The organism is Streptomyces sp. A1136, assembly GCF_004795055.1.
Taxonomy (GTDB): Bacteria; Actinomycetota; Actinomycetes; order Streptomycetales; family Streptomycetaceae; genus Streptomyces.
Genome location: NZ_SSBJ01000020.1, coordinates 1 through 25,067 on the forward strand (window position 1 = coordinate 1; position 25,067 = coordinate 25,067).

The window sequence follows — 25,067 nt, forward strand, 5'->3', positions numbered from 1 at the left end:
AAGGCTCCCAGTAGACGACTGGGTTGATAGGCCAGATGTGGAAGCCCGGTAACGGGTGGAGCTGACTGGTACTAATAGGCCGAGGGCTTGTCCTCAGTTGCTCGCGTCCACTGTGTTAGTTCTGAAGCAACGAACAGTTGCTGGTTTCTTGAGCTGGAACACAACTACAAAGTGTGCTTGTTCGCTCGAAACCGATAGGGTTTCGGTGGTCATAGCGTTAGGGAAACGCCCGGTTACATTCCGAACCCGGAAGCTAAGCCTTTCAGCGCCGATGGTACTGCAGGGGGGACCCTGTGGGAGAGTAGGACACCGCCGAACAATCTTTCAAAGGACCCTTGGTCCAGCGTTCAACGCTGGACCAAGGGTCCTTTTGTTTTTGTATCTCTTTACGCCGAAGCGCGGCCATGGGTTGGTTGCGCGAGAATGACTAGCGGTACCCCGAAGACAGGAGTCACACCCATGTCCAACTCTCCCGACGATCGTCCGGAGCGCGAGCCTCGGCGCAACGACGGTGGTGACAGGGGCGGCTACCGCGGGGGCCGTGACGACCGTGGCGGTGACCGTGGTGGTTTCCGTCGCGACGACCGCGGTGGCCGCCCGGCCGGTGGCGGTGCCGGTGGCAGCTTCCGCCGTGACGACCGTGGTGGGCGCCCCGCCGGCGGCGCCGACCGTCCCTCTGGTGGTGGCTACCGGGGTCGCGACGACCGCGGTGACCGCCCGTCCGGTGGTGGTTTCCAGCGTCGCGACGACCGTGGTGGGGATCGTCCGAGCTACCCGCGTCGTGACGACCGCGGTGACCGTCCCTCCGGTGGTGGCTTCCAGCGTCGCGATGATCGTGGCGAGCGTCCGAGCTACCCGCGTCGTGATGACGACCGTGGTGGGCGTCCCTCCGGTGGTGGTTTCCAGCGCCGTGACGACCGTGGCGGCGACCGTCCCAGCTACCCGCGTCGTGACGACCGTGGTGGGGATCGTCCGAGCTACCCGCGCCGCGATGACGACCGTGGTGGGCGTCCCTCCGGTGGTGGTTTCCAGCGTCGCGATGACCGTGGTGGCGACCGCCCGAGCTTCCCCCGTCGCGACGACCGCGGTGGGGATCGTCCGAGCTACCCCCGTCGCGATGACGACCGTGGTGGTTTCCGTGGCGGTCGCGACGACCGTGGCGGTGACCGTCCCAGCTACCCGCGTCGTGACGACCGCGGTGGCGAGCGTCCGAGCTACCCGCGTCGTGATGACGACCGTGGTGGGCGTCCCTCCGGTGGTGGTTTCCAGCGCCGTGACGACCGTGGTGGCGACCGCCCCAGCTACCCCCGTCGCGATGACGACCGCGGTGGTTTCCGTGGCGGTCGCGACGACCGTGGCGGCGAGCGTCCGAGCTACCCGCGTCGTGACGACCGCGGTGGGGATCGCCCCTCGTTCCGTCGCGATGACCGTGGCGAGCGTCCGAGCTACCCGCGTCGTGATGACGACCGTGGTGGGCGTCCGTCCGGTGGTGGTTTCCAGCGCCGTGACGACCGTGGCGGCGACCGTCCCAGCTACCCGCGTCGAGACGACCGTGGCGACCGTCCCTCCGGTGGTGGTTTCCAGCGTCGCGATGACCGTGGTGGGGATCGTCCGAGCTACCCGCGTCGAGACGACCGTGGCGACCGTCCCTCCGGTGGTGGTTTCCAGCGTCGTGACGACCGTGGTGGCGACCGCCCGAGCTACCCCCGTCGCGATGACCGTGGCGACCGGGGCGGCGACCGTGGTGGGTTCCGTGGCGGTCGCGATGATCGTGGTGGCTTCCGTGGTCGTGATGACCGCGGTGGCGATCGCGACTTCCGCGCCGACCGCGACCGCGACCCGGTCAAGCGGCTTCCGATCGACGAGGACATCACCGGTCACGAGATCGACGCCGATGTGCGTCAGGAGCTCCTGAGCCTGCCCAAGGGCCTGGCCGAGGAGGTCTCGCGCAACCTGGTCATGGTGGCCCGGCTGATCGACGAGGACCCCGAGCAGGCGTACGCGTACGCCCGTATCGCCCTGCGGCTCGCCTCCCGCGTCGCCGCCGTCCGTGAGGCCGCCGGCTTCGCCGCGTACGCCACGCAGAAGTACAGCGAGGCGCTCGCGGAGTTCCGCGCCGCCAAGCGCATGACCGGCTCGGTCGAGCTGTGGCCGGTCATGGCCGACTGCGAGCGCGGCCTCGGCCGTCCGGAGCGGGCGCTGGCGATGGCCGGTGAGCCCGAGGTGCAGAAGTTGGACAAGGCCGGCCAGGTCGAGATGCGTCTCGTGGCCGCCGGTGCCCGGCGGGACATGGGCGAGCTGGACGCCGCCATCGTGACCCTGCAGAGCCCGGAGCTGGCGTCGAACTCCGTGCAGCCGTGGACCGCGCGCCTGCGGTACGCCTACGCCGACGCCCTGCTGGCCGCAGGTCGTGAGGACGAGGCCCGCGAGTGGTTCGCCAAGACCGCCGAGGCCGACAAGGACCAGGCGACGGACGCCTCCGACCGGCTGGCCGAGCTCGACGGGGTCGAGTTCGTCGACGCCGCCCTGCCCGACGACGAGGACGACGACCTCGCCGACGTCGAAGAGGACGACGACGAGGGCGACGAGGACGACGCCGAGGTGGCGGCCGCCGAGCGCGCCGCCGACCAGGCCGAGTACTACGACGAGGACGACGAGGAGTACGAGCCCCTCGACGCCGCCGCCGACACCGCGGAGCGGGCCGAGGGCCGCGACAAGGCCTGACGGCCGAACTGAAAGGGCGGTACCCCCTTCCCGGGGGTACCGCCCTTTCGCATGTCCGGAGCCGGCCGACGCGGGTCAGTCCAGGCTGCGCAGCACCAGACCCGTCGCCGGCTTCGGGCCGAAGGACGTGGACTTGCGGGGCATGGTGACGCCCTGGCGGGCGAGGTCCCGGACCACGTCCTCGCGAACCGGGTGAAGCAGCACCGCCGTGCCGCCGTGGCGTTCGGCCATCTCCACGGTCGCGGCGGCGTCGTGGATGTAGGAGATGTGCTCCGGCTCGTCGGGGATCTGCCACAGGGTGTCGAGGAGGGCGGCGTGCAGCACCGTCGCGTCCAGCCGGCGCCAGGCCTCGGGGCGATCGTGACGGACGGTGCGTTCGATGAGGGCCGGGTCCGGGTCGGTGACCAGGTGGAAGGTGCCGTCGCCGGTGAGCAGGAAGGCGTTGCCGCGTTCCGACGCGTCGGTGAGGGCTTCCAGGGCGAGCGGGAGCGGGCCCTCGATCGGGCGGACACGGAACGATCCGTCGAGCGCGGCCAGCGCCCGCGCCTTCGGCAGCCGGCGCAGCATCCGGTGGATGGCGCGGACCTGGAGCGGGTAGCGGGCGGTGTCCACGAGCAGCACGAGGCCGAAGTCCCAGGCGGTGGGCGACGGGTGTTCCTGCTGGAGGCGCAGGTACGTCGCCCAGCGGTGGTGGCCGTCGGCGATGAGGGCCTGGCGGTCGCCGAGGTCGGCGGTGACGGTGGCCAGGTCGGCGGGGTCGGTGATGGCCCACAGGCTGTGCCGGAAGCCGTCCTCGGTGACCGTCGACAGCAGTGGCTCCCCCTGCGCCGTCCGTTCGATGACGGCGGCCGCGCCCGTCGCGGGGTCGCCGCCACGGTAGGTGAGCAGGAGGGGTTCGAGGTTCGCGGAGGTGGCGCGCATCAGGCCCGCGCGGTCGGTGACCACGTGCGGCATGACGTCCTCGTGGGGCAGGACGATCCCGGCGTCGGCCGTGGTCAGGGCCAGGGCACCGATGACGCCGCGCTGGAGTACGCCCGGCTTGCGCTGCTCGTAGACGTACAGGGCAGGCTCGGGGTCGGCGCTGAGGACGCCTTCGTCGAGCCAGTGGCGCATGGTGCGCGCGGCCTGTTCGTTGCGGGCGGCGGGGGTGTCGGCCTGGGGGAGGATCAGGCGGACGATGTTGTGCGGGTCGGCGGATTCGAGGTAGTCGACTCCGTCGGGTCGGACGACCACGTCGTAGGGCGGTGAGGTGACGGCGGCCAGGCTGCCGACGCGTTCGGGGTCATAGCGCAGTCCGGGGAAGGGGATCAGGCGCAGTCCTCGGTCCGCGTTACCAGGTGTGGTCATTGGTGCATGGTAAGACGCGTCTCACGGTGCGGGATGATCGGGGGAGCGCATGCTCAGGGCTACACCGGACAGATTCGATCGAGGATCGAGCGGATGAGGAGCGGACACGATGACCCGGCAGAGCAGGACCGGCCCCGCCGGCAGTGAGCGGAGTCTTCACCAGGCGTACGACACGGCCCTGCTGGACCTGGACGGGGTGGTGTACGCGGGCGGCCGGGCCATCGCGCACGCGGTGGAGTCGCTGGGGACCGCCCGGGCGGAGGGCATGCACCTCGCGTACGTCACCAACAACGCGCTGCGGACCCCCGACGCGGTCGCGGAGCACCTGTGTGAGCTGGGAATCCCGACGGAGGCGCGCGAGGTGATCACCTCGGCGCAGGCGGTGGCCCGGCTGATCGCCGATCAGGTGGCGGCGGGGTCGAAGGTGCTGGTGATCGGCGGGGAAGGGCTGCGGGTCGCGCTGCGGGAGCGTGGGCTGGTGCCGGTGGAGTCCGCCGACGAGGAGGACCTGGCGGCGGTCGTGCAGGGGTACGGCGGTCCGGAACTGGCGTGGGGGCGGTTCGCGGAGGCTTCCTACGCGGTCAACCGCGGGGTGCCCTGGTACGCGTCGAACACGGACCTGACGATCCCGGGGGCGCGTGGGATCGCGCCGGGCAACGGGGCCGCCGTGGAGGTGGTGCGGATCGCCACGGGCGCGGAGCCGCAGGTGGCGGGCAAGCCGTTGCCCCCGATGCACCGGGAGACGGTGCTGCGGACCGGTGCGCAGCGGCCGTTGGTGGTCGGGGACCGGCTGGACACCGACATCGAGGGCGCGTTCAACGGGGACGTGGACTCGCTGCTGGTGCTGACCGGGGTGACGGACGCGGCGCGGTTGCTGCGGGCCGAACCGAAGCACCGGCCGACGTACGTGGACCGGGATCTGCGCGGGCTGCTGACGGGGCAGCCGGAGGTCGTGGCGGCCGGGGACGGGTTCCGCTGTGGTGCCTGGACCGCGGTCGCGTCGGGCGACGGACTCACCCTGCGCGGTGAGGAGGGCGATCCGCTGGACGGGCTCCGGGCGCTGTGCGCGGCGGCCTGGACGGCGGCCGGGGAGGGCTCTTCGAAGCTGGACGCGGGGAAGGCGCTGGCGCGGCTGGGGTTGTAGGACGCGACCGCGGAATCCCGATGGCACAGGGTAGGCTAACCTAACTTCCGTGTTGGTCGAGAGTCCCCCCGAACCGAGCGCCGCGCCCGTCGCCGCCTCCCGCGCCCGCCACGGCGCCCGTGCGGCCGGTCTGTCGGCCGCGCTGGCGGTGTTGGCGTTGGTCGCGGTGGCGAGCATCGCCGTCGGCGCCAAACAGATGCCCCTCGATGAGGTCTGGCACGGCCTGTTCCACTATTCGGGGACCCCGAGTGACGTGGTGGTGCGCGACCTGCGGGTCCCGCGGACCCTCCTCGGGGTGCTGGTGGGGCTCGCGCTCGGGCTGTCCGGCGCGGTGATGCAGGCGCTGACCCGCAACCCCCTCGCGGAGCCCGGCATCCTCGGTGTCAACGCGGGCGCCGCGGCCGCCGTCGTCTCGGCGATCAGCTTCCTCGGCGCCTCCTCGCTCAGCGCGTTCGTGTGGTGGGCCTTCCTGGGGGCGGCCGTCGTCTCGGTCGTCGTGTACGTGCTCGGCGGCAGTCGCAGCGCGACGCCGGTGCGCCTCGCGCTCGCCGGTACCGCGGCCAGCGCCGCCCTGGTCGGCTACATCAACGCCGTGCAGCTGATGGACAGCAAGGCCCTGGACAAGCTGCGCTTTTGGACGGTCGGTTCGCTGGCGTCCGCCACCATGGACACCGTCCGCGAGGTCGCCCCCTTCCTGCTGGTCGGCGCGGTGCTCGCGCTGTCGCTCGGCCGGCCGCTCAACGCCATGGCCATGGGCGACGACACCGCCCGGGCGCTCGGCGCGCACCTGACGCGGACCCGGATCGCCGCGATGGTCGCCATCACCCTGCTGTGCGGGGCGGCGACCGCCGCCTGCGGGCCGATCGTCTTCATCGGACTGATGATCCCGCACCTGGTACGGCTCATCACCGGCCCGGACATGCGCTGGGTGCTCGCCTACTCGGCCGTTCTGTCCCCCGTACTGCTGCTGGGCACCGACGTCATCGGACGGATCGTCACCCGGCCCGCAGAGCTGCAAGTCGGCATCGTCACCGCGCTCGTCGGCGGCCCGGTCTTCATCTACCTCGTCCGGCGCAAGAGGATGGCCCAACTGTGACGCGGACGACGACCACGAAGCCGGAGAAGTCCACGAGGAGCCGGTCGCGGGTACTGCGCGGTCCCGGCGGGACGGCACTGCGCGTGGAGCCGCGGGCCCTGGCCGCCGGGCTGCTGCTCGCGTCGGTGGCGCTGGTCATGGCGGTCGTGCTGATCGGCACCGGCGACTTCGAGATCGCGCCCTGGGACGTGGTGCGGACCCTGCTGGGCGACGGGAGCCCCGCCGACGACTTCATCGTCAACGACCTCCGGTTGCCACGGGTGTTGGTCGCACTGCTCGTCGGGGCGTCGCTGGGGATGGCCGGCGCCGTCTTCCAGTCCGTGTCCCGCAACCCGCTGGGCTCCCCGGACCTGCTGGGCTTCGGCTACGGGTCCGCGGTCGGCGCGCTCACCGTCATCATCGTCTTCCACGGCGGCTCCACCGAGGTGGCCGCGGGGGCGGTGGTCGGCGGCCTGCTGACCGGCGCCGCCGTCTACCTCCTGGCGTACAAGCAGGGCGTCCACGGCTACCGGCTCGTGCTCGTCGGCATCGGCGCCTCCGCGATGCTCATCGCCCTCATCCAATTCCTGTTGACGAAGGCGAAGCTGGTCGAGGCGACCCGCGCCATGGTCTGGCTGACGGGCTCGCTGGCCGGGCGGGACTGGTCGCAGGTGTGGCCGCTGCTGGTGACCTGCGCCGTGGTGTTCCCGCTCGTCCTCGGGCAGGGCAGGGCGCTGCGGATGACGGAGATGGGCGACGACGCCGCGTACGCCCTGGGCGTCAGGGTGGAACGGAGCCGGCTGCTGCTGATGGCGGCGGCGATCGTACTGACCACGGCGGCCTCCGCCGCGGCCGGCCCGATCAGCTTCGTCGCGCTGGCCGCGCCCCAGCTGGCCCGGCGCCTGACCCGCTCGCCCGGGCCGAACCTGCTCACCGGCGCCCTGATGGGAGCGGTCGTGCTGCTGGTCTCGGACTGGGCCTCCCAGCGGGCCTTCGGCGCGGACCAACTGCCCGTGGGCGTGGTGACCGGCCTGGTCGGCGGTGTCTACCTGCTCTGGCTGCTCGTCACCGAGCGCAAGGCGGGACGTATATGAGCGACGCAAGGAGTGGGCAAGTGCAGCAGCGACTGACCGCGCGGAACGTGACCCTCGGCTACGACCGGCGGGTCATCGCCGAGGACCTCTCGGTGGAGATCCCCGACAACTCCTTCACGGTGATCGTCGGGCCCAACGCCTGTGGCAAGTCCACGCTGCTGCGCGCCTTGGCGCGGATGCTCAAACCGTCGGCCGGTCAGGTCCTGTTGGACGGCCAGAGCATCGCCTCGCTGCCGGCGAAGCAGGTGGCCAAGACCCTCGGGCTGCTCCCGCAGTCCTCGATCGCGCCCGACGGGATCACCGTCGCAGACCTCGTCTCGCGCGGCCGATACCCGCACCAGGGGCTGCTGCGGCAGTGGTCGCGGCAGGACGAGCGGATCGTCGCCGAGTCGATGGCCGCGACCGGGGTCGCCGAGCTGGCCGGCCGGGAGGTGGACGAGCTGTCGGGCGGGCAGCGCCAGCGGGTGTGGATCGCGATGGCGCTGGCCCAGCAGACACCGCTGCTGCTGCTCGACGAGCCGACCACGTACCTGGACATCCAGCACCAGCTGGACGTCCTCGACCTGTGCGCCGATCTGCACGAGAACCAGGGCCGGACGTTGGTCGCGGTGCTGCACGACCTCAACCACGCGGCCCGTTACGCCACGCACCTGATCGCCCTGCGCGGCGGTGTCGTCGTGGCCGAGGGGCCGCCCTCCGAGGTGGTCACCGCGGAGCTGGTGGAGCGGGTGTTCGGGCTGCGCTGCCAGATCATCGAGGATCCGGAGACCGGAACGCCCCTGGTGATCCCCGCCGCCCGGAAGGCGCGTACGCGGCTGTCCGCCTGAGACGGGCTTCCGGGGGCCGGGTGGGCGGGGCCGGACCGGGCGGCGCGCGTCACAGCACGCTCTTCAGGCGGAGCAGGTCGCGGATGCCGGCCTCCAGCCGCACCCGGCCCGAGGCCCAGGCGCGGGCGAAGTTCAGCTCGCCCGCGACCAGTGCGAGCAGGTCGTCACCCGTCATCGCGAGGCGGATCTGGGCCTTGGTGGCCGGCGGGCCGGGCGTCAGGGCGTCGACCCGGATCCGGCCCCCTTCGAGGCGGCCGGTGAAGGTCTGGTCCAGGTCGGTGACGTGGCAGCTGAGGGAGCGGTCGAGCGCGACCGCCCCGCGTACGCCGCCCTCGGCGCGGGCCAGGTTGTCTGAGAGTCGGTCGAGTGCCGCACGGCACTCCTCGGTGGTAGCCATCGTGATCTCGACCGTACCGCAGAGCCGTACGCGGTCGCGGCGCGCTTCGCGGTAGCGTCGGGGCATGACCGACGAAGCACCGGAAGCCGCCGCGGACGCCCCCGAGACCCCCGCCGAGCCCGCCGGGCCCGCGCCGCTGGGCGTCGCGCGCACCGCCACCGGCCACGCCGGGGTGGACGGTCTCCTGGAGCGGCTGGCGGCCGTCGACCACCTCACGGCGGACGGACACGTCGAGGTGTACGAGGATGTGCACAGGGGGTTGCGCGACGCGCTGAACGCGCTGGACGCACCGCCCGTCCCCGGACCGTACGAAAACAGGAGCTGAACCGAACGTGGCAGGAGTGGCACGCCGCCGCCTGGACGCCGAACTGGTACGCCGCAGCATGGCCCGCTCGCGGGAGCACGCGGCCCAGCTGATCGCCGCGGGCCGGGTGACCGTGGGCGGCACCACCGCCACCAAGGCGGCCACCCAGGTCGAGACCAGCGCGGCCCTCGTCGTCCTCAAGGACGACAGCGACCCCGACTACGTCTCCCGGGGCGGCCACAAACTGGCGGGCGCGCTCACGGCCTTCCGGCCGCGGGGCCTCGTCGTCGAAGGCCGCAGGGCCCTGGACGCCGGCGCCTCCACCGGCGGGTTCACCGACGTGCTGCTGCGCGCCGGGGTCGCCCACGTCATGGCCGTGGACGTCGGCTACGGGCAGCTCGCCTGGTCCCTGCAGAGCGACGACCGCGTCACCGTCAAGGACCGCACCAACGTCCGCGAGCTGACCGTCGAGCTGCTCGACGGAGTACCGGTGGACCTCGTCGTCGGCGACCTTTCCTTCATCTCCATCGGCCTGGTGCTGCCCGCGCTCGTCCGGTGCTGCGCGCCGGGCGCGGACCTGGTGCTGATGGTCAAGCCGCAGTTCGAGGTCGGCAAGGACCGGCTGGGCAGCGGCGGGGTGGTGCGCAGCCCCGAGCTGCGCGCCCAGGCCGTACGGGACGTCGCGGCGCAGGCTTGGAAACTCGGGCTGGGGGTGCTCGGGGTGACCGCGAGCCCGCTGCCCGGGCCGTCGGGCAACGTCGAGTACTTTCTGTGGCTGCGGGCGGGGGCACCGGCACTCGACCCGGGGGATGTCGATCGTGCAGTGGCGGAGGGGCCGCAGTGACCGATACAGCGGGAACATCAGAAGCGGGAACGTCAGGAGCGGGCGCGGCCGGTGCGACGGCGGGGCGGACCGTCTTCCTCGTCGCGCACACCGGCCGGCCGGCCGCCATCCGCAGCGCCGAGCTCGTGGTGCAGGGGCTGCTGAAATCGGGGCTGGGGGTGCGGGTCCTCGCGGACGAGGCGGTGGACCTGCCGCTGCCGCCCGAGGTGGAGCTGGTGGCCGAGTGCACGCACGAGGCCCTGGAGGGCTGCGAGCTGCTCATCGTCCTGGGCGGTGACGGGACCCTGTTGCGCGGCGCCGAGTTCGCGCGCGGCTCGGGGGTGCCGATGCTGGGCGTCAACCTGGGCCGCGTGGGCTTCCTCGCCGAGGCCGAGCGGGACGACCTGGACAAGGTCGTGGACCGGGTGGTGACGCGCGCGTACGAGGTCGAGGAGCGGATGACCCTCGACGTGCTGGTGCGGACCAACGGCGACGTGGTCCACCGGGACTGGGCGCTGAACGAGGCCGCCGTCCAGAAGGTGTCCCCGGAGCGGATGCTGGAGGTGGTCCTGGAGGTCGACGGGCGCCCGGTGTCCGGGTTCGGCTGCGACGGGATCGTCTGCGCCACGCCGACCGGCTCCACGGCGTACGCCTTCTCGGCGGGCGGACCGGTGGTCTGGCCGGAGGTGGAGGCGTTGCTGATGGTGCCGATCAGCGCGCACGCGCTGTTCGCGAAACCGCTGGTGACCTCGCCGAACTCGGTGCTGGCGGTGGAGGTACAGACCGGGACCCCGCACGGGGTCCTGTGGTGTGACGGACGGCGCACGCTGGAGCTGCCGTCCGGCGCGCGGGTGGAGGTCCGGCGCGGGACGGTGCCCGTGCGGCTCGCCCGGCTGCACCACGCGTCCTTCACCGACCGGCTGGTGGCGAAGTTCGCCCTGCCCGTGTCGGGCTGGCGCGGAGCGCCGCATTAGTGCGCTATTAGCACATCCGTTCGGGAAACTCTCGAAGGGTGAGGTCACATGGCACCGCTGAAACCTCGGTATCGTCGTCCCGTGCTTGAGGAGATGCGGATACGGTCGCTCGGGGTCATCGACGACGCGGTGGTCGAGCTGTCGCCCGGTTTCACCGCGGTGACCGGTGAGACCGGCGCGGGCAAGACGATGGTCGTCACCAGCCTCGGGCTGCTGCTCGGCGGTCGCGCCGACCCGGCCCTGGTGCGGATCGGGTCCAAGGCGGCGGTGGTCGAGGGCCGCGTCGTGCTGCCGCCGGGCGCCTCCGCCGCCCTGCGGGCCGAGGAGGCGGGGGCCGAACTCGACGACGGCGCCCTGTTGATCAGCCGGACGATCTCCGCCGAGGGACGTTCGCGCGCCCACGTCGGCGGCCGCTCCGTACCCGTCGGCCTGCTCGCCGAACTCGCCGACGACCTCGCCGCCGTCCACGGACAGACCGACCAGCAGGGGCTGCTGCGCCCGGCCCGGCAGCGCCAGGCGCTCGACCGGTACGCGGGGGACGCCGTCGCCGTCCCCCTGGAGAAGTACACCGGTGCCTACCGGCGGCTGCGCGCGGTCGCCGGCGAGTTGGAGGAGATCACCACCCGGGCCCGGGAACGTGCCCAGGAGGCCGACCTGCTGCGGTTCGGGCTGGACGAGATCGCCGCCGTCGAACCCCTGCCCGGCGAGGACGCCGAACTGGCGGCGGAGGCGGAGCGGCTCGGCCACGCCGAATCCCTCGCCTCGGCGGCGCAGGCCGCGCACGCCGCCCTCGCGGGCAACCCCGAGGACCCGGAGGGCATCGACGCCAACACGCTGGTCGCGGGCGCGCACCGGGCGCTGGAGTCCGTACGCGCCCACGACCCGGCACTGGGCGCGCTCGCCGAACGCATCGGCGAGCTGGGCATCCTGCTGGCCGACGTGGCCGGGGAACTCGCCGGGTACGCCGACGACCTCGACGCCGACCCGCTGCGGCTGGCCGCGGTGGAGGAGCGCCGCGCGGCCCTCACCCAGCTCACCCGCAAGTACGGGGAATCCGTCGACTCCGTCCTCCAGTGGTCGCAGCAGAGCTCCGCACGGCTGCTGGAACTGGACGGCGACGACGAGCGGATCGCGGAGCTGACCGCCGAGCGGGACGGTCTGCGGACCGAACTCTCCCAACTGGCGCAGGCGTTGACCGACGCCCGGGTGGAGGCGGCCTCCCGGTTCGCCTCCGACGTCACCGCCGAGCTCGCCTCGCTGGCGATGCCGCACGCCCGGGTCACCTTCGACATCCGCCAGACCGAGGACCCCGAGGGCGTCGAGGTCGACGGCCGGCCGGTCGCGTACGGCCCCGCCGGCGCGGACGAGGTGGAGCTGCTGCTGGCCCCGCACCCGGGCGCGCAGCCCAGGCCGATCGCCAAGGGCGCCTCGGGCGGTGAGCTGTCGCGGGTGATGCTGGCGGTGGAGGTCGTCTTCGCCGGTTCCGACCCCGTGCCCACGTACCTCTTCGACGAGGTCGACGCGGGCGTCGGCGGCAAGGCGGCCGTGGAGGTCGGGCGGCGGCTGGCCAAACTGGCCCGCACGGCCCAGGTCGTCGTCGTCACCCACCTGCCGCAGGTGGCCGCCTTCGCCGACCGGCAACTGCTGGTGGAGAAGACCGTCGACGGATCGGTGACGCGCAGTGGGGTCACCGTGCTGGAGGGCGAGGACCGTATCCGTGAACTGTCGCGGATGCTCGCCGGCCAGGAGGACTCCGAGACGGCGCGCGCGCACGCCGAGGAACTGCTGGAGGCGGCCCGCGCGGACGGCTAGGGTCGCGCGGTCGGTCAGGGCCCGGGCGGACGACTTTGGCCCGCGCGGCCGGCCGGGGTCCGCCGCGCGGGGGGTCCGGCCGGGTGCGGGGGTAGCCCGTGTGGGTGAGGCCGGCGGGCGTCCGGCGGTACCTACGGCGGAATCCGCACCCGTATGGTCCCGGAACGCGCGTGCGGACTGGCATTCTGGGCGACGTCTCTGACTCCCTCACCCTGGAGCTTCGGCCCGTGAGCAGCTCCCCGGTTTCGCCACCCGCCCCCGCGCAGCCGTACGGGCGGGAACCGCTGCGTACCGTCCATGTCCTCGGCGGCGTGGGTCCCGGGAGCTGTGCCCATGTGCGCTCCCTCGCGACGGGGCTCGCCGCCCGAGGCGTGCGGGTCACGGTCTGCGCGCCCGTCGAGGCGGAGGGGGCGTACGACTTCACGGGCGCCGGCGCCGACTTCACGCCCGACGCGGCCACCGCCCTGCGGGCCGCCTGCGCGGGGGCCGACCTGGTGCACGCGCACGGGGTGCGGGCCGGGATGCGGGCCGCGCTGGCGCTGCGCGGGGACCGGCGCGCGCGAGGCGTACCGCTGGTGGTGACCTGGCACGGCGGCGCCCCCGAAGTGGAGGGCGCGCTCGGTCGGGTGGGCCGGTTGCTGGAACGGCACGTGGCGCGGGCGGCGTCGGTGGTGCTGGGCACCTCGTGGGACCAGGTCGATCTGGCGCGGCGGCGCGGGGCGCGGGACGCGCGGCTGGCGGCGGTGGCCGTTCCCGCGGCGGGGCCTGAACCGGCGCCGGAGCCCGAGAAGATCCGGGCGGAACTCGGCGTGGTGGAGCGCCCGTTACTGATCGCGGTCGGCAGCCTGGTGGCGCGGCGGGGGTACGGGCTGCTCCTGGAGGCGGCGCGGGAATGGCGGGCGCTGGACCCCGTACCGCTGCTGGTGATCGCGGGGGAGGGGCCGCTGCGGGCGGAGCTGTCCCGGCGCATCGAGGCGGAGGGCCTCCCGGTGCGGCTGCTGGGGCGGCGCCGGGACGCGGACCGGTTGCTGGCGGCGGCGGACGTGGCGGTGCTGCCGAGCCGGTGGGAGGGCCGGTCGCTACTGGCGCAGGAAGCCCTGCGGGCCGGGGTGGCGCTGGTTGCCACGCGGGTCGGGGGAGTACCGGAACTGGTCGGTGACGCGGCGGTGCTGGTGCCGTACGGCGACGCGGAGGCGCTGGCGGGCGCGGTGACCGCGCTCCTCGCCGACCCGGAGCGCCGGACCCGCCTGGCCGAGGCGGGCCGGGCCCAGGCGGCGACGTGGCCGTCGGAGGACGACACGGTGGCGCAGGTCCTGGCGGTGTACGACGAGTTGATGGACCGCCGGCGGACCTAGCGGTCCGAAGCAGGGCCCGGCGGGGCCGTCTCCGACCCCCTTCCGCCGGTCTTCCGCCGGACTCCGTCCGGGCGCCCCGGCTCCGCCCCGGACCCTCGCCTCGAACGCCGGCGAGGCTGAAACGGCGGCCGCGCCGGCCGTGATGCCTTCGGCCGCCGACTCACGGGTGCCCCGCCGGGCCGGCGGTGCGCGAGGCGTGCTGCCGTCACCCGACGCATGGCAGGGTCGCCGGTCGGCGACCTGCGGTGGGGTGGGCGCCGGACCCGCGCCTCTGACGCCGGCCCGGCGGGTCTTTCGGGCCCAGCCGGGTCGTGCGGCTCGCGGTTGTGGCGCGGTTCGCGCATGGCGGCCTCGCCGGCATTCGAGGCGCGGAGCCGGGGCGGAGCACCAGGACGACGGCGTGCCCGCCCGACCGTCCCGCGCCCCGGCCTCCGCCGGGCGGCGTGACGGGTGCGTCGAGGAGGGATGGCCCGCCGGGGCCGGGCGGTGTGCGGGGGCTTTGTAGAAGTGGCCCGGGGGGCGGGGGCTCAGGAAGGGTTCACGTGGCGGCGGGCGCGGAGGGCCAGGCTCAGCGAGAGGACCGTCTCGGGGTCGTCCAGGTCCGTGCCCAGCAGCTCCGAGATGCGCGCCAGCCGGTTGTACAGGGTCTGGCGGTTCAGGTGGAGCTCGCGGGCCGTCTCCGCCTTGCGGCCCGCGTGGGCCAGGTACGTCTCCAACGTCGGCAGCAGCGGCGGCCGCGACGCCGCGTCGTGCACCCGCAGCGCCCCGATCGCGCGGTCCACGAACGCCGCCAGGTCGGGGTGTTCCCGCAGCCGCCACAGCAGCAGGTCGATGTCCAGACGGCGCGCGTCGTACCAGGGCCGGGCCGGCAGGCCGTGGGCGGCCGTCGCCGTCTCCGCCGCGTGGCGCAGACCCGCCGACGCCGCCGCCCAACTGCCGGACACGCCGACGACCACCGCCGGCGGCGCCCCCGCCCGGACCAGGCCCGCGCGTTCCACCCCGGCCCGCAGCGCGGCCGCCACCCGGTCCGCCACCGCCGTGCGCTCCGACTCCGCCCGCAGGGACACCAACAGCGGGACCCGGCCCTCCACCGGCCGCACTCCCAGCAGCACCGGCACGCCGACCGCGGACAGTTCCTCCAGCACCGCCCGGGCCAGCACCGCCCAGTTCCCCGAAGGCCCCAGCTCCGAGGACAGCCGCATGACCACCGGCAGAAGCGGCCCCGCCCCGGGCTTGAAGCCGAGGACACGGGCCTGGGCCGGCGCGTCCTCCGCGGAGATGCGCCCCTCGGCCAGGTCGGTCAGGAAGTCGCCCCGACCGCGCGCGGCCAGCTCGTCCTCCTGACGTGCCTGCATCAGTACCACCGCGAGCACGCCCGCCGTCCGCTCCGCCGCCATCCGGTGTACCGGCAGCAGCGGCGAGGACACGCCCAGCAGGACGACCCGCGCCCGCACCGAGCCCGTGCCGGGGCCGCCCCCCGGGACGTCGACGACCACGGTGTTGGCGGAAGGTTCGGCCTCGCGCTGACCCCGCAGGCCCTCCCATACCTGGAGCGGGTCCGCGGCGGCGTCGCCGCCCGCCGGACCGGCCGCGTACAGCAACTGGCCGTCCGGGGTCTCCAGGAACACCGGGTTCGCCGTGAAGTCGGCCAGGATGCGCAGCACCTGGGGGATTCCGCCACCGCCCAGCAGCGCCTCAGTACATCGCCGGTGGACCTCCTCGGCCCGCTGGAGCAGGGCGTAGTGGCCGTTGACGATCTCGGTGTGGACCTCCTCCGTCACCGTGACGAAGGGGACCTCCCGGTGCAACTGGACGAGCGGCAGACCGGCGGCGCGGGCGGTCTCCACGATCGTGGCGGGCAGCCTGGTGAACCGCGGCCCCAGCTCGACGACGAGCGCGGCGATCCCCCGGTCCGCGAGGCGCCGTACGAAGGCCCGCTGCTCGGCGGGCCGGGTGCCCAGGCCCAGTCCGGTGGTCAGCAGCAGTTCCCCGCCCTTGAGCAGGGACGCGATGTTGGGGACCTCGCCCGCGTGCACCCAGCGCACGGTGCGGCCCAGGCGGTCGGCGCAGGCCACGACCTCCGGCAGTCCGCTGCGCAGTCCCGGCAGTTCCAGCGCCCGCTGAACAGTGATGCCGCCCTGATTGTCCATATCGCGGGACGGTACCGCCCGGCGTGTTCCCCGCACATCACCGGGCGGTTTCGAAGCCCGATCTGTCCACTTCCGGCCCGACAACTCGTATGACACGCAAGGAGATTATCGGACCGCTTGCCGATTGTGGTGTGCGTCACTCAGCGACAGAGTTGCGCCCCACCCGACAGGAACGAGGACGGCATGAGCACAGACGTCACCGGAACCCCGCCCACGGCGACCGGAGCCCCCCAGGTCCAGCGGCTCAAGGCCAATTCCGTCGGCCTGGTCGGGGTGGTCTTCATGGCCGTCGCCACCGCCGCGCCGATCACCGCGATGACCGGCAACCTGCCCATCGCGGTCGGCTTCGGCAACGGTACGGGCGCCCCCGCCGGCTACCTCTTCGCGACCGCCGTGCTCACCGTCTTCGCCGTCGGGTACGTGGCCATGGCCAAGCGGATCACCGCCGCCGGCGCCTTCTACGGGTACATCTCGCACGGCCTCGGCCGGATCGCCGGCATGGCCTCCGGCATGCTCGCCGTCCTCGCCTACATCGTCTTCGAGGCCTCGATCGTCGGCGTGTTCTCGTACTTCGCCAAGACCACGGTCCACAGCCGGCTCGGCGTGGACCTGCCCTGGATCGTCTACGCCGCGGCCATGCTCGCGGTCACCGCCGTCCTCGCCCACTTCGACATCAACCTGACCGCCAAGGCCCTCGGGGTGATGCTGGTCGCGGAGATCGCCGTGCTGTTCGCGGTCGCCACCGCCGTCCTGATCGCGGGCGGCGGCCCCGACGGCATCCCCGTCGAGCCGGTCGACCCGAAGAACGCCTTCACCGGCACCTCCGCGGGACTGGGCCTCTTCTTCGCCTTCTGGTCCTGGGTCGGCTTCGAGTCCACCGCGATGTACGGGGAGGAGTCCCGCGACCCGAAGCGGGTGATCCCCAAGGCGACCCTGATCTCCGTCGTCGGCGTCGGCCTCTTCTACATCTACGTCTCCTGGATGACCATCGCCGGCAACGGCCTGGCCAAGTCGGTGGAACTCTCGGCCTCCGCGAACCCGCTCGACCTGTTCTTCGCGCCCACCGAGACCTTCATCGGCGGCTGGGCCGTGGACGCCTTCCAATGGCTGCTGCTCACCGGATCGTTCGCCTGCGGCATGGCCTTCCACCAGTGCGCCGCCCGCTACCTGTACGCCATCGGCCGCGAGGGCTTCCTGCACCCCGCGCTCGGCCGCACCCACGTCAAGCACGGCTCGCCCCACATCTCCTCGGTCGTGCAGACCGCCATCGCCACCGCCCTGGTCGCGCTGTTCTGGCTCACCGGCCAGGACCCGTACATCCACCTCTACACGCTGCTCGCGATCCTCGGCACGATGGCGATCCTCATCGTCCAGACCCTGTGCTCCTTCGCGGTGATCGGCTACTTCCGCAAGAACCACCCCGAGGACCGGCACTGGTTCAAGACGTTCACGGCCCCGCTGACCGGCGGAATCGCCATGGCCGGCGTGGTCGTCCTGCTGGTGGTCAACATGGAGACCGCCGCCGGGCTCGCCGCCGGTTCGTTCTTCTTCACGTTGATCCCCTGGATCGTCGGTGTCGTCTTCTTCGGCGGCCTGGGCCTGGGCCTGTGGCTGAAGTTCAGGGCCCCCGAGCGTTACGAGATCATCGGCCGCGTCGTGCTGGAGGATTCCGCCGAACGCGCGGAAGAGCCCGCCCCGGCCACGACGCCGGTGCGCTGACGGACAGCCCCGCCCGGCGTCCCAGGGCCGGCCCGGGGCCGTCCCAGGGCCGGTCCCGGGGCCGTCCCCGAGGCACAGTCCCCGGAACTCCGTCGCACGTCCCGCCGCCGGCGCCCCCGTCGGCAGCACCCCATCGGCAGTACCCCCGTCTGCGTCGCCCCCCGACAGGAGCCCCGCCATGGCCCGTACGCCCCAGATGCACGCGCTCCGCAGGCTCGCCGCCGAACACGCGGCAGCCCGCCGTCTCGCCGTGCCGGTCGACGAGGTCCGCGGGCTCGGCCGCCGCGAACTGCTCGGCCGCGCCGCCGCCCTCGGTCTCGGAACCGTCCTCGCCTCCTCCGCCGGCGCCCACGCGGCCGAGTCCGCCCCCGCCCCGAAGCCGCCCGTCCCACCGGCCCGCGTGGCCGTCGTCGGCGCCGGGATATCCGGCCTCACGGCAGCCCTCACCCTCCAGGACGCGGGCGTCGCCTGCACGCTCTACGAAGCCAACCCCAGCCGGGTCGGCGGCCGCATGTACAGCCAGCGCACGCACTGGGCGTACGGCCAGACCTCCGAGATCGGCGGCGAGCTGATCGATACCAGCCACAAGAAGATCCTGGAACTCTGTCGACGCTTCAACCTACCCGTCGAGGACTTCCTCGGCGGCGGGCCGAACGGCGCCGAGGAAATCATCTGGGTGGGCGGCGCCTACTATCCGCGCAGCCAGGCCGACGAGGACTTCAAGGTCGTCTACCAGGCCCTGCACCGCGATCTCCAGGACGCCGGCGAGGTCTCCTGGAACTCCGCCACCCCCGCCGGCGTCGCCCTCGACGACATGACCCTCTACGAGTGGATCGAGACCCGTGTCCCCGGCGGCCACTCCTCGCGGCTCGGCCGTTTCATCGACGTCGCCTACAACGTCGAGTACGGGGCCGACACCACGGCCCAATCCGCCCTCGCCCTCGTCCTGTTGATGGGCTACCAGCCCAACCCGGGCAACTTCAACGTATGGGGCCTGTCCAACGAGCGCTACCACGTCATCGGCGGCAACGACCGGCTCCCCAACGCCATCGCCCAAGCCCTGCCGGCCGGTTCGCTCGTGATGGGACGAGAGCTGGTCGCGGTGAAGGTGGCGGCCGACGGCACGCAGACCCTGACCTTCGAAGACTCCGGGGCCGTCCGCACGGTCGTCGCCGACCACACCGTCCTGTGCCTGCCCCTGCCGATCCTCCAGCGGATCGACCTGTCCGGGGCGGGCTTCGACCCGCTGATGAAGAACCTGCTGCGCGACGCCCGCATGGGCTGCTGCACGAAGCTCAACATGCAGTTCACCGCCCGACCCTGGCGCGGCACGGGCCCCTGGCCGGGCGTCTCGGCCGGCGACTGCTTCACCGACTCGCCCGTCCAACAGGTCTGGGACACCACCAAGGTCCAGCCCGGCACGGGCGGCATCCTGCTCCAGTACGGCGGCGGCAGCCTCGCCGGGGCGCTCACCCCGGGCTCGCCCTTCGCCACCGAGACCGACCCCTACGTACGCGACCTCGCGGGGCGGGTCCTGACCGGCGTCGACGCGTTCTTCCCCGGCACCAAGGCCGTGTGGAACGGGCGCGCCCAGCTCTCGGCCTGGCACAAGAACCCGTACTCGCTGGGCGCTTACTCGTACTGGCCCACCGGCTACCTGCACCGGTACGCCAAGTACGAGGGGACCGCGCAGGGTCGCGTACACATCGGGGGCGAACACTGCAGCTACGACTTCCAGGGGTTCATGGAAGGCGGCGCCACCGAGGGCGAGCGGGCGGCGCGGGAGGTGATCGCCGCCCTGTCGTAGCGCCGACGCGGGGCCCGCGGCGGGTCCTACAGCGGCTTGACGTTGTGGTTGAAGCGGAAGACGTTGTCCGGGTCGTACTCCCGCTTCACCGCGCCCAGCCGCGCCAGGTTCCGGGCGCCGAGGCCGGCCGCCACCCGCTCGGGACCCTCGTCGCCGGTGAAGTTGAGGTAGACCGCGCCGGTGCTCCACGGCCGGGCGTCGGCGCGGACGTCCTTGACCCACTGCCGGCACCGCTCGTCGTCGGCGGGGTCCTCCCAGATGCCGAAGGGGTGCACGGCCCAGGGCGCGTCGCGGTAGGGGACCGGCCACTCGTGCGGGCCGGAGGCGACCGCGCCGCCCTGCGGCAGGACCAGGTGCTGGGTGCCCGTCGGCACGGGCATGGCCTGCCCGGCGGCGCAGAAGACGTCCACGAACTCGTCCGGCAGCCCGGTCAGGTACTCCGCCGACCAGTAGTTCCGCATGCCGGCCGGATCGTCGAGCATGCACTGGAGATCGGCGTACGGGATGCCCGTCACCATCTCCACCTCGTGCGGGATCGCGAGGAGTGGCTCCGCGAGCTTGCGCACCTCCTCCTCGGGGCCCGTGTAGGTCACCAACGCCCCTGCCAGCAGATGCCCGACCAGGTGCGGCGGGACGAACTCCGCGGGCGGCCCGGTCAGGTAGACCGCGGCCCCGCTCACCTCGGGGGGCCCGGCCTCGACGACCTCCCGGAACGCGCGGACCACGTCGCGTCCGTGCTCGGGCAGGTACAGCAGGAAGGCGATGGACATGGCCGGCAGGTCGTGCAGGCGCAGGGTCAGCGACGTGGCGACGCCGAAGTTGCCGCCCCCGCCGTGCAGGGCCCAGAACAGCTCGGGGTTCTCGTCGGCGGTGGCCTCCACCACGCTGCCGTCCGCCGTCACCAGCTCCGCGCCCAGCAGGTTGTCCACGGCCAGCCCGAACTTCCGGTCCAGCCAACCGCTTCCGCCGCCCAGGACGAAGCCGCCCACACCGGTGGTGGAGGCCCGGCCGCCGGTGGTCGCCAGGTCGTACGGCGCGCAGGCCCGGTCCAGGTGACTCATCGTGGCCCCGCCCTCGACCCGTACGGCCTTCGCCGCCGGGTGGACGGTCACCTCGTGCATCTCGCGCAGGTCGATGACCACACCGCCGTCGTTGACGGACATCCCGGCGACGCTGTGGCCGCCGCCGCGCACCGCGACGTGCAGGTCCAGGTCCCGCGCGAAACGCACGGCGGTGACGACATCGGGGACGCCCTGGCAGCGGGCGATGACGGCCGGTCTCCGGTCGATCATCGCGTTGAAGACGGTGCGGGCCTCGTCGTAGCCGGGATCGCCGGGGGCGAAGACCTCCCCGGCCAGGTCCTCGCGGAGTTCGGCGAGTGCGTCGGCCGCCTTGGAGAAGGGTGCCATGACCCACCCCTCCTTCCCTGGAGGGCGAAGAACCCTTCCAGCCTAGGCGGGGACCACCGTCCCGGCGCGGCGGAGCGCGCCGGGACCGGCGTCAGCCTCCGTAGGCCCCGCTGGCCGTCAGCCGCAGCGCCGTGTCGATCAGCGGAACGTGGCTGAAGGCCTGCGGGAAGTTGCCCACCTGGCGCTGGAGCTTGGGGTCCCACTCCTCCGCCAGCAGCCCCAGGTCGTTGCGCAGCGACAGCAGCTTCTCGAAGAGCCGGCGGGCCTCGTCGACCCGGCCGATCATCGCGAGGTCGTCGGCCATCCAGAACGAGCAGGCCAAGAACGCCCCCTCGTCGCCCTCCAGGCCGTCGACGCCCGCGTCCTCGCCGGCCGTCGGGTAGCGCAGGATGAAACCGTCGGGGGTGGACAGCTCGCGCTGGATCGCCTCGATGGTGCCGATGACCCGCTTGTCGTCCGGCGGCAGGAAGCCCATCTGCGGGATCAGCAGCAAGGAGGCGTCCAGTTCCTTCGACCCGTAGGACTGGGTGAAGGTGTTGCGCTCCTTGTCGTAGCCCTTCTCGCACACGTCGGCGTGGATCTCGTCGCGCAGCTCGCGCCAGCGCTCCAACGGGCCGTCCACGTCCCCGCTCTCGATCAGCTTGACCGTGCGGTCGACCGCGACCCAGGCCATCACCTTGGAGTGCACGAAGTGGCGGCGCGGCCCGCGCACTTCCCAGATGCCCTCGTCCGGCTCGTTCCAGTGCGTCTCCAGGTAGCGGATCAGCTTCAACTGGAGGACCGACGCGTAGTCGTTGCGGGCCAGTCCCGTCATGTGACCCAGGTGCAGGGCCTCGGTGACCTCGCCGTACACGTCGAGCTGGAGCTGGTGGGCGGCGCCGTTGCCGACGCGGACCGGGCGCGAGTTCTCGTAGCCCGGCAGCCAGTCCAGCTCGGTCTCGCCCAGTTCCCGCTCGCCCGCGATCCCGTACATGATCTGCAGGTTCTCCGGGTCGCCGGCGACCGCGCGCAGCAGCCAGTCCCGCCAGGCGGAGGCCTCGTCGCGGTAGCCGGTGCGCAGCAGCGAGGAGAGGGTGATCGCCGCGTCCCGCAGCCAGGTGTAGCGGTAGTCCCAGTTCCGTACGCCGCCGATCTCCTCCGGGAGGGAGGTGGTCGGCGCGGCGACGATGCCGCCCGTGGGCGCGTAGGTCAGCGCCTTGAGCGTGATGAGCGAGCGGACCACCGCCTCGCGGTAGGGGCCGTGGTACGTGCAGTGCTCGACCCAGCCCCGCCAGAAGTCGGCGGTGGCCTCCAGGGCCGCCTCGGCGTCGGGCTCCTCGGGGGCGCCCTTGTGGGAGGGCTGCCAGCTGATGGCGAAGGTCACCCGGTCACCCGGCCCGACGGTGAAGTCGGAGTAGGTGGTCAGGTCCTTGCCGTAGGTCTGCGCGTCGGTGTCCAACCAGACCGAGTCCGGGCCGGCGACGGCGACGGTGCGCCCGTCCACCTTGTGCACCCACGGCACGATCCGCCCGTAGGAGAAGCGCATCCGCAGGGCCGAGCGCATGGGGACACGGCCGCTGACCCCCTCGACGATGCGGATCAGCTGCGGGGCGTGGTCCTCACGGGGAGGCATGAAGTCGATGACGCGCACGGTCCCCCGCGGCGTGTCCCACTCCGATTCCAGCACCAGCGAGTCACCGCGATAGCGCCGGCGGTCGGCCCGGGGGGCCGGGGTGCCGGACGGGACCGCGGGTGCCACCCGCCAGAACCCGTGTTCCTCGGTGCCGAGAATGCTCGCGAAGACAGCATGGGAGTCGAAGCGTGGCAGGCATGCCCAATCCACGGCCCCGTCCCGGCAGACCAAAGCCGCGGTCTGCATGTCGCCGATCAGTGCGTAATCCTCGATGCGCCCGGACACGTTGCATCTCCAGTCGAACAGCCACGTCCGCCCCTGAGGGCGCTTGCAATGCGCGGATGCGCGGTCTCGTGTGTGTGTAGTTCCCGCGTCGAGCCTAGATTGCCGGATGTGGCGTGGTTACACCGTATGCCGGACTGCTCGGCGGCGATGTGCAGCGATATTCGAGCAGGATATGACGGCACACTAGTGATCCCCTTAAGCCCCGGGACAATACGACTCAGCCGAACGGGTGACCAGGGCGGATACCCGGGCAGGACCGGTCGCAACCGGGCTCGGCGAAGGTCCGGGAAGCGCCGCCGGAGGCGGACGGGTCCGGGCGCTGATAGGCTGGTACCCCGTGGACCGGTGGTCTGCCTGTGCGAACCAGGAGCCCCGAAACCGCAGCTTCGGCGCCCCCTGAGACCCCTCCGGATCTCCGCGGAACGGCGTCGGACGCACCTCACCTCGCGACCACGGGAGCCCCCTCTTGGCGATGCCGGCACGAAATTCGTCATCCTCGACGACCAAGCACATCTTCGTCACCGGGGGTGTCGCTTCGTCCCTCGGCAAGGGCCTGACTGCCTCCAGCCTGGGTGCGCTGCTGAAGGCGCGGGGCCTGCGGGTCACGATGCAGAAGCTCGACCCGTACCTGAACGTCGACCCGGGCACGATGAACCCCTTCCAGCACGGCGAGGTGTTCGTCACCAACGACGGCGCCGAGACCGACCTGGACATCGGCCACTACGAGCGTTTCCTCGACGTCGACCTCGACGGCTCGGCCAACGTCACCACCGGCCAGGTCTACTCGCAGGTCATCGCCAAGGAGCGGCGCGGCGAGTACCTCGGTGACACCGTGCAGGTCATCCCGCACATCACCAACGAGATCAAGCACCGCATCCGGCGCATGGCGACCGACGACGTCGACGTCGTCATCACCGAGGTCGGCGGCACCGTCGGCGACATCGAGTCGCTGCCGTTCCTGGAGACCGTCCGTCAGGTCCGCCACGAGGTCGGCCGCGACAACGTCTTCGTCGTGCACATCTCGCTGCTCCCCTACATCGGCCCGTCCGGGGAGCTGAAGACCAAGCCGACCCAGCACTCGGTCGCGGCGCTGCGCAACATCGGCATCCAGCCCGACGCGATCGTGCTGCGCGCCGACCGCGAGGTGCCGACCTCCATCAAGCGCAAGATCTCGCTGATGTGCGACGTCGACGAGGCCGCGGTGGTCGCCGCGATCGACGCCAAGTCGATCTACGACATCCCGAAGGTGCTGCACACCGAGGGATTGGACGCCTACGTCGTCCGCAAGCTCGACCTGCCCTTCCGCGACGTCGACTGGACGGTGTGGGAGGACCTGCTGGACCGGGTCCACAACCCCGACCACGAGGTCAAGGTCGCGCTCGTCGGCAAGTACATCGACCTGCCCGACGCCTACCTGTCGGTGACCGAGGCGCTGCGCGCCGGCGGCTTCGCCAACAGGGCCCGAGTGCAGATCAAGTGGGTCACCTCCGACGACTGCAAGACGCCGGAGGACGCCGCCGCGCAGCTCGGTGACGTCGACGCGATCTGCGTGCCCGGCGGCTTCGGCGACCGGGGCGTCAACGGCAAGGTCGGCGCGATCACCTACGCCCGCGAGAACAAGATCCCCCTGCTGGGCCTGTGCCTGGGCCTGCAGTGCGTGGTCATCGAGGCCGCGCGCAACCTGGCGGGCATCGAGGAGGCGAACTCCACCGAGTTCGACGCGTCCACCCCGCACCCGGTCATCTCGACCATGGAGGAGCAGCTGGCCTTCGTCGAGGGCGCGGGCGACCTGGGCGGCACCATGCGCCTGGGCATGTACCCGGCGAAGCTCGCCGAGGGTTCGATCGTGCGCGAGGTCTACGGCGACCAGGCGTACGTGGACGAGCGCCACCGCCACCGCTACGAGGTGAACAACGCCTACCGCGGCGAGCTGGAGAAGAAGGCCGGCCTGGTCTTCTCCGGAACCTCCCCGGACAACAAGCTCGTCGAGTACGTCGAGTACCCGCGCGAGGTCCACCCCTACCTGGTGGCCACCCAGGCCCACCCGGAGCTCCGCTCCCGCCCGACCCGACCGCACCCGCTGTTCGCGGGCCTGGTCAAGGCCGCGGTGGAGCGCAAGCAGGCGGCGAAGTGATCTCCTGAGCGCATAACGTAGGCAGCCGGGGCACGGATCGTGCCCCGGCTGTCGCGTTTCTCCGGAAGGTACTGG

18 protein-coding genes, 2 rRNA genes and 1 pseudogene are annotated in these 25,067 nt (G+C 72.4%); 16 read left to right on the plus strand and 5 right to left on the minus strand.

Features of this window, described 5'->3' with window-relative positions; translation table 11 throughout:
- The 4 genes and pseudogenes from E6R62_RS20260 to E6R62_RS20275 form a co-directional block, all read left to right on the plus strand.
- A 23S ribosomal RNA gene (locus tag E6R62_RS20260) occupies positions 1-95 on the plus strand; the annotation flags it as partial.
- Positions 96-201: 106 nt separating this feature from the next.
- Positions 202-318 (plus strand): 5S ribosomal RNA (gene rrf / locus E6R62_RS20265).
- A 180-nt stretch (positions 319-498) separates the two neighbouring features.
- Positions 499-1,131 (plus strand): annotated as a pseudogene (locus E6R62_RS42190) (RNA helicase); the annotation flags it as partial.
- Between the two features lie 765 nt (positions 1,132-1,896).
- Entirely contained in the window at positions 1,897-2,724 is an 828-nt protein-coding gene (locus E6R62_RS20275) for a tetratricopeptide repeat protein (protein ID WP_136215018.1), read from the plus strand.
- 75 nt (positions 2,725-2,799) lie between these two features.
- Here E6R62_RS20275 and E6R62_RS20280 read toward each other — a convergent pair whose 3' ends face one another.
- On the minus strand, positions 2,800-4,071 hold the full coding sequence (locus E6R62_RS20280; protein WP_136214908.1) for a DUF1015 domain-containing protein: 1,272 nt from the start codon (positions 4,069-4,071) through the stop codon (positions 2,800-2,802).
- Between the two features lie 109 nt (positions 4,072-4,180).
- Here E6R62_RS20280 and E6R62_RS20285 point away from each other — a divergent pair, with 109 nt between their 5' ends.
- The 4 genes from E6R62_RS20285 to E6R62_RS20300 are packed head-to-tail and all read left to right on the plus strand — an operon-like array spanning position 4,181 to position 8,211.
- Complete coding sequence (locus E6R62_RS20285) at positions 4,181-5,215, plus strand: HAD-IIA family hydrolase (protein ID WP_136214909.1); 1,035 nt, start codon at positions 4,181-4,183, stop codon at positions 5,213-5,215.
- A 49-nt stretch (positions 5,216-5,264) separates the two neighbouring features.
- Complete coding sequence (locus E6R62_RS20290) at positions 5,265-6,311, plus strand: iron ABC transporter permease (protein WP_206308784.1); 1,047 nt, start codon at positions 5,265-5,267, stop codon at positions 6,309-6,311.
- Complete coding sequence (locus tag E6R62_RS20295; protein ID WP_136214910.1) at positions 6,308-7,384, plus strand: iron chelate uptake ABC transporter family permease subunit; 1,077 nt, start codon at positions 6,308-6,310, stop codon at positions 7,382-7,384. The genes E6R62_RS20290 and E6R62_RS20295 overlap by 4 nt, the downstream gene beginning before the upstream one ends.
- The gene (locus E6R62_RS20300) at positions 7,381-8,211 is read left to right on the plus strand and encodes an ABC transporter ATP-binding protein (RefSeq protein ID WP_136214911.1); all 831 of its coding nucleotides are present in this window, start codon (positions 7,381-7,383) and stop codon (positions 8,209-8,211) included. Before E6R62_RS20295 ends, E6R62_RS20300 begins: the two co-directional genes overlap by 4 nt.
- A gap of 49 nt (positions 8,212-8,260) precedes the next feature.
- On the opposite strand, the gene E6R62_RS20305 is transcribed toward E6R62_RS20300, so the two are convergent.
- Positions 8,261-8,608 carry an SCP2 sterol-binding domain-containing protein gene (locus E6R62_RS20305; RefSeq protein WP_136215020.1) on the minus strand — a complete coding sequence of 116 codons (348 nt, stop codon included), beginning with the start codon at positions 8,606-8,608 and terminating at the stop codon, positions 8,261-8,263.
- A gap of 64 nt (positions 8,609-8,672) precedes the next feature.
- On the opposite strand from E6R62_RS20305, the gene E6R62_RS20310 reads away from it, so the two are divergent.
- From E6R62_RS20310 to E6R62_RS20330, 5 genes are all read left to right on the plus strand, one after another.
- Positions 8,673-8,933 carry a hypothetical protein gene (locus E6R62_RS20310; RefSeq protein WP_136214912.1) on the plus strand — a complete coding sequence of 87 codons (261 nt, stop codon included), beginning with the start codon at positions 8,673-8,675 and terminating at the stop codon, positions 8,931-8,933.
- Between the two features lie 7 nt (positions 8,934-8,940).
- Positions 8,941-9,756 (plus strand): TlyA family RNA methyltransferase, encoded by an 816-nt coding sequence (locus E6R62_RS20315; protein WP_136214913.1) that lies wholly within the window; start codon positions 8,941-8,943, stop codon positions 9,754-9,756.
- Positions 9,753-10,709 (plus strand): NAD kinase, encoded by a 957-nt coding sequence (locus E6R62_RS20320; RefSeq protein ID WP_136214914.1) that lies wholly within the window; start codon positions 9,753-9,755, stop codon positions 10,707-10,709. The genes E6R62_RS20315 and E6R62_RS20320 overlap by 4 nt, the downstream gene beginning before the upstream one ends.
- A gap of 93 nt (positions 10,710-10,802) precedes the next feature.
- The gene (gene recN / locus E6R62_RS20325) at positions 10,803-12,521 is read left to right on the plus strand and encodes a DNA repair protein RecN (RefSeq protein ID WP_136215021.1); all 1,719 of its coding nucleotides are present in this window, start codon (positions 10,803-10,805) and stop codon (positions 12,519-12,521) included.
- Positions 12,522-12,748: 227 nt separating this feature from the next.
- Positions 12,749-13,876: a glycosyltransferase family 4 protein gene (locus tag E6R62_RS20330; RefSeq protein WP_136214915.1), complete on the plus strand. Its 1,128-nt coding sequence runs from the start codon at positions 12,749-12,751 to the stop codon at positions 13,874-13,876.
- A 527-nt stretch (positions 13,877-14,403) separates the two neighbouring features.
- Here the strand turns inward: E6R62_RS20330 and E6R62_RS20335 are convergent.
- Positions 14,404-16,026: a PucR family transcriptional regulator gene (locus E6R62_RS20335; protein WP_136214916.1), complete on the minus strand. Its 1,623-nt coding sequence runs from the start codon at positions 16,024-16,026 to the stop codon at positions 14,404-14,406.
- Positions 16,027-16,209: 183 nt separating this feature from the next.
- Here E6R62_RS20335 and E6R62_RS20340 point away from each other — a divergent pair, with 183 nt between their 5' ends.
- Positions 16,210-17,745, plus strand: a complete 1,536-nt coding sequence (locus E6R62_RS20340) for an APC family permease (protein WP_136214917.1) — start codon at positions 16,210-16,212, stop codon at positions 17,743-17,745.
- Between the two features lie 178 nt (positions 17,746-17,923).
- A complete protein-coding gene (locus tag E6R62_RS20345; protein WP_168714118.1) occupies positions 17,924-19,552 on the plus strand; it encodes an NAD(P)/FAD-dependent oxidoreductase in 1,629 nt (542 codons plus the stop codon).
- 26 nt (positions 19,553-19,578) lie between these two features.
- Here E6R62_RS20345 and E6R62_RS20350 read toward each other — a convergent pair whose 3' ends face one another.
- A complete protein-coding gene (locus tag E6R62_RS20350; RefSeq protein WP_136214918.1) occupies positions 19,579-20,961 on the minus strand; it encodes an FAD-binding oxidoreductase in 1,383 nt (460 codons plus the stop codon).
- Between the two features lie 91 nt (positions 20,962-21,052).
- The gene (locus E6R62_RS20355) at positions 21,053-22,858 is read right to left on the minus strand and encodes a glycoside hydrolase family 15 protein (protein WP_206308785.1); all 1,806 of its coding nucleotides are present in this window, start codon (positions 22,856-22,858) and stop codon (positions 21,053-21,055) included.
- A gap of 472 nt (positions 22,859-23,330) precedes the next feature.
- On the opposite strand from E6R62_RS20355, the gene E6R62_RS20360 reads away from it, so the two are divergent.
- Positions 23,331-24,992: a CTP synthase gene (locus E6R62_RS20360; RefSeq protein ID WP_136214919.1), complete on the plus strand. Its 1,662-nt coding sequence runs from the start codon at positions 23,331-23,333 to the stop codon at positions 24,990-24,992.
- Positions 24,993-25,067: the final 75 nt, after the last annotated feature.

Coding starts and splice junctions, on each gene's coding strand:
- E6R62_RS20345 (WP_168714118.1), top strand. CDS start 17,924: ATGGCCCGTACGCCCCAGATGCACGCGCTCCGCAGGCTCGCCGCCGAA.
- E6R62_RS20305 (WP_136215020.1), bottom strand. CDS start 8,608: ATGGCTACCACCGAGGAGTGCCGTGCGGCACTCGACCGACTCTCAGAC.
- E6R62_RS20300 (WP_136214911.1), top strand. CDS start 7,381: ATGAGCGACGCAAGGAGTGGGCAAGTGCAGCAGCGACTGACCGCGCGG.
- E6R62_RS20285 (WP_136214909.1), top strand. CDS start 4,181: ATGACCCGGCAGAGCAGGACCGGCCCCGCCGGCAGTGAGCGGAGTCTT.
- E6R62_RS20350 (WP_136214918.1), bottom strand. CDS start 20,961: ATGGCACCCTTCTCCAAGGCGGCCGACGCACTCGCCGAACTCCGCGAG.
- E6R62_RS20360 (WP_136214919.1), top strand. CDS start 23,331: ATGCCGGCACGAAATTCGTCATCCTCGACGACCAAGCACATCTTCGTC.
- E6R62_RS20335 (WP_136214916.1), bottom strand. CDS start 16,026: ATGGACAATCAGGGCGGCATCACTGTTCAGCGGGCGCTGGAACTGCCG.
- recN (WP_136215021.1), top strand. CDS start 10,803: ATGCGGATACGGTCGCTCGGGGTCATCGACGACGCGGTGGTCGAGCTG.
- E6R62_RS20340 (WP_136214917.1), top strand. CDS start 16,210: ATGAGCACAGACGTCACCGGAACCCCGCCCACGGCGACCGGAGCCCCC.
- E6R62_RS20280 (WP_136214908.1), bottom strand. CDS start 4,071: ATGACCACACCTGGTAACGCGGACCGAGGACTGCGCCTGATCCCCTTC.
- E6R62_RS20310 (WP_136214912.1), top strand. CDS start 8,673: ATGACCGACGAAGCACCGGAAGCCGCCGCGGACGCCCCCGAGACCCCC.